9 protein-coding genes and 1 tRNA gene are annotated in these 8293 nt (G+C 69.4%); 4 read left to right on the top strand and 6 right to left on the bottom strand.

The features are described 5' to 3' along the window. Positions 1-102: 102 nt before the first annotated feature. Positions 103-1104, top strand: a complete 1002-nt coding sequence (locus tag NUV94_06320) for a ThiF family adenylyltransferase (protein MCR4392375.1) — start codon at positions 103-105, stop codon at positions 1102-1104. Here NUV94_06320 and NUV94_06315 read toward each other — a convergent pair. The 4 genes from NUV94_06315 to NUV94_06300 all read right to left on the bottom strand — a co-directional run bounded on the left by NUV94_06315 (position 1097) and on the right by NUV94_06300 (position 3481). Next, the gene (locus NUV94_06315) at positions 1097-1624 is read right to left on the bottom strand and encodes a tetratricopeptide repeat protein (GenBank protein MCR4392374.1); all 528 of its coding nucleotides are present in this window, start codon (positions 1622-1624) and stop codon (positions 1097-1099) included. The genes NUV94_06320 and NUV94_06315 overlap by 8 nt on opposite strands. After that, positions 1558-2151 (bottom strand): uracil-DNA glycosylase, encoded by a 594-nt coding sequence (locus NUV94_06310; GenBank protein ID MCR4392373.1) that lies wholly within the window; start codon positions 2149-2151, stop codon positions 1558-1560. Before NUV94_06310 ends, NUV94_06315 begins: the two co-directional genes overlap by 67 nt. A gap of 35 nt (positions 2152-2186) precedes the next feature. Next, positions 2187-2262, bottom strand: a tRNA-Gly gene (locus NUV94_06305). 37 nt (positions 2263-2299) lie between these two features. Continuing rightward, complete coding sequence (locus NUV94_06300) at positions 2300-3481, bottom strand: phosphoglycerate kinase (protein ID MCR4392372.1); 1182 nt, start codon at positions 3479-3481, stop codon at positions 2300-2302. 80 nt (positions 3482-3561) lie between these two features. Between NUV94_06300 and NUV94_06295 the strand changes: the two genes are divergently transcribed. Continuing rightward, the gene (locus NUV94_06295) at positions 3562-4254 is read left to right on the top strand and encodes a hypothetical protein (GenBank protein MCR4392371.1); all 693 of its coding nucleotides are present in this window, start codon (positions 3562-3564) and stop codon (positions 4252-4254) included. Here the strand turns inward: NUV94_06295 and NUV94_06290 are convergent. After that, the gene (locus tag NUV94_06290; GenBank protein MCR4392370.1) at positions 4235-4714 is read right to left on the bottom strand and encodes a bifunctional nuclease family protein; all 480 of its coding nucleotides are present in this window, start codon (positions 4712-4714) and stop codon (positions 4235-4237) included. The genes NUV94_06295 and NUV94_06290 overlap by 20 nt on opposite strands. Before the next feature lie 155 nt (positions 4715-4869). Here NUV94_06290 and glmS point away from each other — a divergent pair, with 155 nt between their 5' ends. Next, complete coding sequence (gene glmS, locus NUV94_06285) at positions 4870-6681, top strand: glutamine--fructose-6-phosphate transaminase (isomerizing) (GenBank protein ID MCR4392369.1); 1812 nt, start codon at positions 4870-4872, stop codon at positions 6679-6681. 30 nt (positions 6682-6711) lie between these two features. Beyond that, positions 6712-7179: an SsrA-binding protein SmpB gene (smpB, locus tag NUV94_06280; protein ID MCR4392368.1), complete on the top strand. Its 468-nt coding sequence runs from the start codon at positions 6712-6714 to the stop codon at positions 7177-7179. Here smpB and prfA read toward each other — a convergent pair. Further along, on the bottom strand, positions 7158-8246 hold the full coding sequence (prfA, locus tag NUV94_06275) for a peptide chain release factor 1 (GenBank protein MCR4392367.1): 1089 nt from the start codon (positions 8244-8246) through the stop codon (positions 7158-7160). The two genes, smpB and prfA, sit on opposite strands and share 22 nt — an antisense overlap. Positions 8247-8293: the final 47 nt, after the last annotated feature.

The following is an 8293-nucleotide window of genomic DNA, read 5'->3' as shown; positions in this document are numbered from 1 at the left end:
GGGCGACGCCTATCCCCTGTTTCCTCCGCGCTCTTTGCGCCAAACGAGTGCCCACGGCCGGAGTTGCCCGGGACCCCCGCTCGCGAAACAATGTACACCGCGATGGACGAACGGTTCATCCGCCAGACGATCCTGCCGCAACTCGGGCCGCAAGGACAGCGCCGGCTCAGGGAGGCGCGGGCCCTCGTGGCCGGGTGTGGGGCCTTGGGCACCCACACCGCGGAGGCCCTGCTGCGGGCCGGGGTGCGCCGGCTCCTCCTCGTGGACCGGGATGTGGTGGAGGTCCATAACCTACACCGGGTGGCCCTGCTCACCCCCGCCGACCTCGGCCGCCCCAAGGCGGAGGCCACGGCCGAGGCCCTCCTCCGGATCGATCCGGAGGCCGAGCTCATCCCTTACACCGCCCACCTCGGGCCCACCCTCGCCGAGGAGCTCGTCCCCAAGGTGGACCTCGTCGTGGACGGGTTGGACAACCTGGAGACCCGCTACCTCGTGAACGACGCGTGCGTGAAGCACAGGCTCCCCTGGATCTACACCGCGGTGCTCGCCACGTACGGGATGACCATGGCCATCGTGCCCGGACAGGGGCCATGCCTGCGATGCCTGTTCCCCACGCCCCCGGCCCCCGGGGCGCTGCCCACCTGCGCCGAGAGCGGGATCCTCGGGCCGGTGCCCCAAGCCCTGGCCGCGATCCAGGCGGCCACCGCGATCCAGGTCCTCACCCGCAGCCCGGACCTCCGCCCCGGGGAGCTCCTCCACCTGGACCTGTGGACCCACCGCGCGGAGCGGGTGACGGTGGCGCGGGCCGCTGGCTGCCCCACCTGTGGGGAGCGGCGGTTCGAGTTCCTGGCCCAGGGGTCCGAGACGAGCGTGCTGTGCGGGGATGCGATCCAGGTGTTGCCGAGGCACCGCGGGCCCTCGGACCTGGCGCACTTGGCCGCCCGGCTCGCCCCCTTGGGCGAGGTACGGCTGGAAAAGGGGCTGCTCGTGGCCCAGATCGGGGAGGTCGCGCTGACCGTGTTCCCGGATGGGCGGGCCCTGGTCAAGGGGGTCCGCGACCCGAAGCGGGCCCAAGCCCTGTACGACCAGTACCTGTCTAGGTGAGCCGGTCCACCAGCCAGAACACGAGCAGGATGATCGCCAGGATCGCCACGGGCACGAGCATCATCGGCAGGGCCAGCCGCTTGACCACCCGCTTCTGCTCCGGGGAAAGCGGAACCCGACGCGGGTAGCGAAGCTCGAGGGACCGCGCCTTCTTCAGCATCTTCACGGACTGGGAGATCTTCTTCTGGCGGCGGTAGACGACCCCCAGGTTGTGGTGGGCGGCGGCGTGCTTGGGGTCCTCCTGGATCGCCCGCTGGTACGCGTACTCGGCCCGGCCGAGATCCCCGGCGTCGAAGTAGAGGTTGCCAAGGCGGAAGTAGACCTGGGCCTTGTCGAGCCCATAGCTCAGCACGTCCACGAGGAGGTCGATGCCTTCCTTGTACCGGCGCCCCCGGCGCAGCTCCTCCGCCCGGGCCAAGGCCTGGGCCACCACCCGCTCCCGGTCCCCGGCGCTCAGGCTGTTGGGGTCGGGCAGCGGAGGAACGAGGTCCTGTCCTTCACCGCCTGGATGTCCAACCATGTCAGATGCTTGGGGCTCCCTTTGACCTTGCTCGGGTTCCTGAGAAGGAAGCTCGGGTGGAACATGGGGAACACCTCGATGCCCCCCTTCCACCGGTAGAACCGCCCCCGCAGTTGCCCGATGCCCTCGTTCTTGCCGAGGAACCACTGGGTCGGGGTGTTGCCCAGGGTCACGATGATCCGCGGCCGGATCAGCGCGATCTGGGCAGCGAGCCACTCCCAGCATGCCTCCATCTCCGAGCGGGTCGGGACCCGGTTCCCCGGCGGCCGACACTTCACCACGTTGGTGATGTACACCTGTTCCCGGGACAAGCTCACCGCGTTCAGGACCTGGGTCAGGAGCTGTCCGGCCGGGCCCACGAACGGACGACCGGTCTCGTCCTCCACCTCACCCGGCCCCTCGCCGACGAACATGAGCTCGGCGTGGGGGTTCCCCTCGCCGAACACGAGGTTGCGCCGCGTCGCCCCAAGGGGGCACCGGGTGCAGCCCCGAACGCAGGCAGCAAGGTCGGCAAGGGAAAGGTCCACCGAACAGGTTGGCAACGCGCACCTCCGCAGGCCTTTGGAGCGGGCAACGGGGATCGAACCCGCGGCCTTCGGCTTGGGAAGCCGACGCTCTACCAGCTGAGCTATGCCCGCCTACGCCCCGGATTATACGCGCCCCCGAACCCTCCGGCTAGGCGGCCCACAGGGGCTCCAGCGCCGGCATCGACTTCCCGCGCAGGAAGTCCAGGGTTGCCCCGCCACCGGTGGACACGTACCCGAACTCCCCGGCCAGCCCCAGCTTCTCCACCAGTTCCCCGGTCTCCCCGCCCCCGACCACGGTGAACGCCGAGGAGCTCGCCAGCGCCTTGGCCACGGCCTCCGAGCCCTTGGCGAACGGGGCGTACTCGAATGCCCCCATCGGCCCGGTCCACACCACCGTGCCCGCCTCCTGGAAGACCTTGGCGAACGCCGCCGCCGTGGCTGGGCCGATGTCCAGCCCCATCCACCCTGCAGGGATCGCCTCCGTCGGCACCACCCGCGTCTCCGCCTTCGCCGCGAGCTCCCTGGCCACCACCACGTCCACCGGGAGGAAGATCCGCGTGCCCCGTTCCTCCGCCTTGCGGACGAGGTCCTTGATCGTGCCCACCAGTTCCGCATCCACCACCGACCGCCCCACCTCGTGCCCCTTGGCCACAAGGAACGTGAACGCCACCCCACCGCCAATGAGGAACCCGTCCACCTGCCCCAGGAGATCGGTGAGCACCCCCAGCTTGTCCTTGGCCTTCTTGCCGCCCACGAGCACGTAGTACGGCCGGCGCGGGTTCTCCCGCAGCCCCCCGAGCACCTCCACCTCTCGCTCCATGAGGAACCCGGCATAGGCCGGGAGGTGGCGGGCCACCCCCACCGTGGAGGCGTGGGCGCGGTGGGCGGTGGCAAAGGCATCGTTCACGAAAACGTCGAACGGAGCGGCAAGCTCGCGGGCGAACTCCGGGTCGTTGGCCTCCTCGCCCGGATGGAACCGCACGTTCTCCAGCATCACCACCTCGCCCCGGTTGAGCCCAGCCATCGCCCTTCGCACCTCATCCCCAACGTAGTCCCGCAAAGCGGGCACCGGCTGGCCGAGGAGCTCCCCCAGCCGGGCCGCCACCGGGGCCATGCGCAGCCCCTCCACCACCTGGCCGTCCGGCCGACCAAGGTGGGAACACACCGCCACCTTGGCCCCCCGGTCCAGCAGCCAGCAAAGGGTGGGCAGAGCCGCCCGGATGCGGGTATCGTCGGCCACCCGCCCCTGAGCAAGCGGTACGTTGAAGTCCGCCCGGAGGAAGACCTTGCGCTCCCGTGCGTCCAAGTCCCTGATCGTGCGAAGTTTCATGGACATCACCCAAAACCAATTCTAGACCGGCCTGTACCGGCCGACAACCACCCCCACCCGCGCCGGGGTATCATCGGGTCATGAACCCGTGGTGGTTGATTCTCACGGTGGGCATCCTCGGGGCCCTGGTCGGGCTCACGGTGATGCTGTGGCCGCTGATCGAGCCCCTGGCTCCAGACCGCCCCGCCGGGAAACTGCTCGCCCTCCTGGACACGTGGGCCGGGGTGCGGGACCTGTCTGCCCGTGTCGCGCTGCGGAGATCCGGAGAACATGAGCTCGAGGTACGTTTGCTTTACCTGAGCAATTGGGCTCTGCGCGCGGACCTGCTTGCCCCGGAGGAAGTGGCCGGGGAGATCTACGCCCTGCGCCCCGTGCCCGACGGTTGGCTCCTCGTTCACTACCGACCCCGGATCGATCTCGGCATCGAAACCCGCCTCACCTCGGCCAACCTGGAAGCGCTGCTCCCGACCATCAGCTTGGATCAGCTCCGGTTGGCGGTGCGGCTCGGCCAGGTCAAGGTCACCGCGCCCGAGGAAGGGACGCTGGAGGTGCAGGGCCGACTGGGCGCCGCACATCGGGTGCTGCTCAGGCTGGAAGAGACCACCGGGCTGCCCCGGGAGATCGTCTTATTCAGCGCTCAAGGTGACGAACTTCTTCACATCTCCATATTGGAGCTGACAATAAACCCGGGCGTGGAGTTGCGGGATTTGCTGTCCCTCGACCCCCTGCCCGGCCAATGGCTCCGGCCTGGCCTCACCCCGCCAGGCGCTTGAACTCGGAAAGCCGGAGCTCCCGGTCCACGAACTCCTCGAACCGCTCCTCATCGCCGAATGGAGATTCGATGGCCGACTGCTCGAACACCTCTTCCTCGATGTAGATGGGCGACCGCGTGCGCAACGCCAGGGCCACGGCGTCGGAAGGCCGGGCGTCGATCTCCTTGAGTTCGCCCCCCCCGTCCCGCACCACCAGCGTCGCGTAGTACGTGGTTTCTTTGACGCTGGAGATCACGACCCGCTCCAGCGCCCCGCCCAACGCCTCAAGCAAGCGCTTCATCAGGTCGTGTGACAACGGACGGGGGAAGGCATGGCCCTGGAGCTCGAGGGCGATGGACATCGCCTCGGGCTCTCCAATCCAGATGGGCATCGCCTTCGAGGAGTTCCGGTCCTTGAGGAGCAACACAGGCGTCTTCGTCGTCGGATCAAGAAGAAGCGCCCTCACCTCCGCTTCGCGCATCACTAGCCTCCTCTTCTTCCCCGTCGTACTTTCCCTGCCATTATAGCAATGCCTTCCCCGGCGGACCATGGCCTGCGTTACGTTCGCGCGGCGCCCGGCCCGGGTGTCCACCGCGTCGCCTGCCGGCGGAAGCCCTCGGCTATAATGCCGTACGTATGTGCGGGATCGTTGGCTACGCCGGTCATCGTCCGGCCCAGGCTGTTCTCCTCGATGGACTGGCCCGCCTAGAGTACCGAGGCTACGACTCGGCCGGGCTGGCCGTCCTCGCCGGCGGTCGGATCGCCACCGTGCGGCGGGTGGGCAAGCTCGCCCTGCTCAGGAAGGCCCTGGAGGAGGTACCCCTCCCCGGCAACCTCGGCATCGGCCACACCCGCTGGGCCACCCATGGCCTGCCCACCGAGGAGAACGCCCATCCGCATCTCGACTGCACGGGCAAGATCGCCCTCGTCCACAACGGGATCATCGAGAACCACCGCGCCCTGCGGGAGAAACTCCTGGCTCAAGGGCATGCGTTCCGGTCCCAGACCGACACCGAGGTCCTGGTCCACTTGGTGGAGGGCCATTTCCAGGGGGACCTGGTGCGGGCGGTGCGGGCGGCGCTGAGCGAAGCCGAGGGGGCGTTGGCGATCGCCGTGATCCACGCCGATTGTCCTGAGGAGATCGTGGTCGCCCGCACGGGAAGCCCGCTCGTGGTGGGGGTCCTCCCCGAAGAGGGGTTTGTGGCCTCGGACGCCCCGGCCCTGCTTCCCTACACCCGGGAGTTCTACTTCCTCGGGGATGGGGAGGTGGCCCGGGTCCGGCCGGGCCAGGTGGAGGTGTGGGATGAGCATGGCCGGCGGAAGGAAGCCCTCTTCCGCCACGTGCCCTGGGACCCGTTGGCCGCCGAGAAACAGGGGTACCGGCACTTCATGGAGAAGGAGATCCACGAGCAGCCGGTGGCCGTGGCCGACACCCTGCGCGGGGAACTGCACGCCCTATGGGAAGGGGAACTCGGGGAGGCCGACCTCCGCGAGATCGACCACGTGTACCTCGTGGCCTGCGGGACCTCCTACCACGCCGCCCTGGTGGCCGAGTACCTGTGGGAGCCGCTCCTCGGGATCCCGGTGGCGGCGGAGGTCGCCAGCGAGTTCCGGTACAAGGACCCGGCGGTGGGACCACGCTCGCTCGTGGTGGCGGTGTCCCAGTCCGGCGAGACGGTGGACACCCTGATGGCGGTGCGCGGGGCCAAGGCCCGGAACGCGAAGGTGCTCGCCGTGGCCAACGTGGTCGGATCGGCGATCCCCCGAGAGGCGGACGGGGTCCTGTACACCCGGGCCGGCCTCGAGATCGGGGTCGCTGCCTCCAAGACGTTCACCGCCCAGCTCGCCGCGTTGGCCCTCCTCGGGCTGCGGCTGGCCCATGTTCGGGGGGTCCTGTCCCCGGACGCGTTCGAACGGGCGACGGACGAGCTCGCCCGCGCCCCCGCCCTCCTCGCCCGGGCCCTGGAGGTGGAACCGGAGATCGAGGCCCTGGCCCGAGATCATTACCAGAGGCCGAACTTCTTGTACCTCGCCCGGGGCCTCCTCTACCCGCTCGCCCTGGAGGGGGCGCTCAAGCTCAAGGAGATCAGCTACATCCACGCCGAGGGGTATCCAGCGGGGGAGATGAAGCACGGCCCGATCGCCCTCATCCACGAGGAGATGCCGGTGGTGTTCCTCTTTTCCCAGGCCGAGCTCCCGGACAAGGCGCTCGCCAACGTGCAGGAGGTCAAGGCCCGCCGGGGGATCGTGATCGCCTTCACCGACCACGACCGGCCCGAGCTCCACGAGCTCGCCGACCACCTGATCCTCCTTCCTCCTGCCCCCCGGGCGCTCCTCCCGTTCACGTTCACCCCTCCGCTGCAACTCCTTGCCTACCACGTCGCCCGCCTGCGCGGCACCGACGTGGACCAGCCGCGGAACCTCGCCAAGACGGTGACGGTGGAATAATGCGAAGACCTTGGGTAGCCTCGTTCCGCCATGACCCGCCAAGTGGTGGCCAGGAACCGCCGTGCCCGCCGCGACTACGCGGTGGAGGAGAAGTACGAGGCCGGCCTCGCCCTCACCGGGTCCGAGGTGAAGTCCCTCCGGGCAGGGCGGGTATCCCTGGACGAGGCCTACGCCCGGGTGAAGGACGGAGAGGTGTGGCTCCATGGGATGCACATCGCCCCCTATGAGCCCAGCGCCCGGTACGGCCACGAGCCGGAGCGGCCGCGCAAGCTCCTCCTCCACCGCCGGGAGATCGCCCGCCTCACGGGCAAGGTCGCCCGCGCCGGGTACACCTTGATCCCCCTCTCTCTGTACTTCAGCGACCGCGGCTACGCCAAGGTGGAGCTCGGGGTGGCCCGGGGCCAGACCAAGGTCGACAAGCGGCGGCGGCTGATCGAGGAGGAGGAAGAGCGCCGGGCGCGCGAGGCGATGAAACGCTACGAGCGGGGCCGGGGGTGATCCACGGCCAGGGCCCGGGCCGCCTCCTCGGCGAGCAGGGGCTCGATCAAAAGGTCCAGATCGCCATCGAGCACCGCAGCGAGCTGGTGCACGGTGAGGCCGATGCGGTGGTCGGTGACCCGGGCTTGGGGGAAGTTGTAGGTCCGGATCTTCTCGGAACGGTCGCCGCTGCCGATCTGGCGCCGCCGGGCTTCCCGGAGCTCGGTCTCCCGCTCCTGCTCCTCGATGTCGCGCAGCTTGGCCCGCAGGACGCGCAGCGCCTGCTCCCGGTTGCGGTGCTGGGATCGTTCGTCCTGGCAGGAGACGACGATCCCGGTGGGGATGTGGGTGATGCGCACCGCGGTCTCGTTCTTCTGCATGTGCTGGCCGCCAGGGCCGCTCGCGCGGAACGTGTCGATCTTGAGGTCGGCCGGGTCGATGTCCACCTCGATCTCCTCCGCCTCGGGCAGCACGGCCACGGTGGCGGTGGAGGTGTGGATGCGGCCGCTGGCCTCGGTCTCCGGGACCCGCTGCACCCGGTGCACCCCCGACTCGTAGCGGAGCCGGCCGTACGCCCCGCTACCCTCCACGACGAACACGATCTGCTTGAACCCGCCAAGCGGGGTGGGATGGGAGTCCATCACCCTCACCTGAAAGCCCCGCCGCTCCGCATAGCGGCTGTACATGCGGAACAGGTCCGCAGCGAACAGGGCCGACTCCTCGCCCCCGGCGCCGGCGCGGATCTCCAGGATCGCGTTCTTGCGGTCGTCCAGGTTCTCCGGGAGGAACATCCGCAACAGCTCCTGCCCGAGCCGCTCCGCCCGCGCCCGGTCCCGCTCCAGCTCCTCCTTGAGCGCGTCCCGGAGATCCTCGTCCTCCTCTTCGGCGAGGAGGTCCTCCTCCTCGGCGATCTCGGCGAGGACCCGCCTGAGCTCTTCCCCCTTGGCCACGATCTCCCGCAGCCGGGCGTAGCGCCGGGAGAGATCCGGGAAATCCGGGCGACCGGCAGCCCCCGGTTGTCCCAGGGCTTCCTCGATCTCCCGAAGCTCCCGGGCGAGGTCGTCCACGCGGGCCAGGATCTTGTCCATGGGCGTATCGGGGGTAGGGTAGCCGAACGGACGGACCCGGTAAACCC

It is taken from the genome of Candidatus Acetothermia bacterium (assembly GCA_024653305.1).
Taxonomy (GTDB): domain Bacteria; phylum Bipolaricaulota; class Bipolaricaulia; order Bipolaricaulales; family Bipolaricaulaceae; genus JACIWI01.
Note: the sequence above shows the minus strand (reverse complement) of the source record. Positions and strands in the feature narration are given on the sequence as shown.

What these genes read in the sequence shown, in the direction of transcription:
- NUV94_06290 (MCR4392370.1), bottom strand. Translation starts at nt 4,714, where the DNA reads ATGCGCGAAGCGGAGGTGAGGGCGCTTCTTCTTGATCCGACGACGAAG.
- NUV94_06295 (MCR4392371.1), top strand. Translation starts at nt 3,562, where the DNA reads ATGAACCCGTGGTGGTTGATTCTCACGGTGGGCATCCTCGGGGCCCTG.
- NUV94_06315 (MCR4392374.1), bottom strand. Translation starts at nt 1,624, where the DNA reads ATGGTTGGACATCCAGGCGGTGAAGGACAGGACCTCGTTCCTCCGCTG.
- smpB (MCR4392368.1), top strand. Translation starts at nt 6,712, where the DNA reads ATGACCCGCCAAGTGGTGGCCAGGAACCGCCGTGCCCGCCGCGACTAC.
- glmS (MCR4392369.1), top strand. Translation starts at nt 4,870, where the DNA reads ATGTGCGGGATCGTTGGCTACGCCGGTCATCGTCCGGCCCAGGCTGTT.
- NUV94_06300 (MCR4392372.1), bottom strand. Translation starts at nt 3,481, where the DNA reads ATGAAACTTCGCACGATCAGGGACTTGGACGCACGGGAGCGCAAGGTC.
- NUV94_06320 (MCR4392375.1), top strand. Translation starts at nt 103, where the DNA reads ATGGACGAACGGTTCATCCGCCAGACGATCCTGCCGCAACTCGGGCCG.
- prfA (MCR4392367.1), bottom strand. Translation starts at nt 8,246, where the DNA reads ATGGACAAGATCCTGGCCCGCGTGGACGACCTCGCCCGGGAGCTTCGG.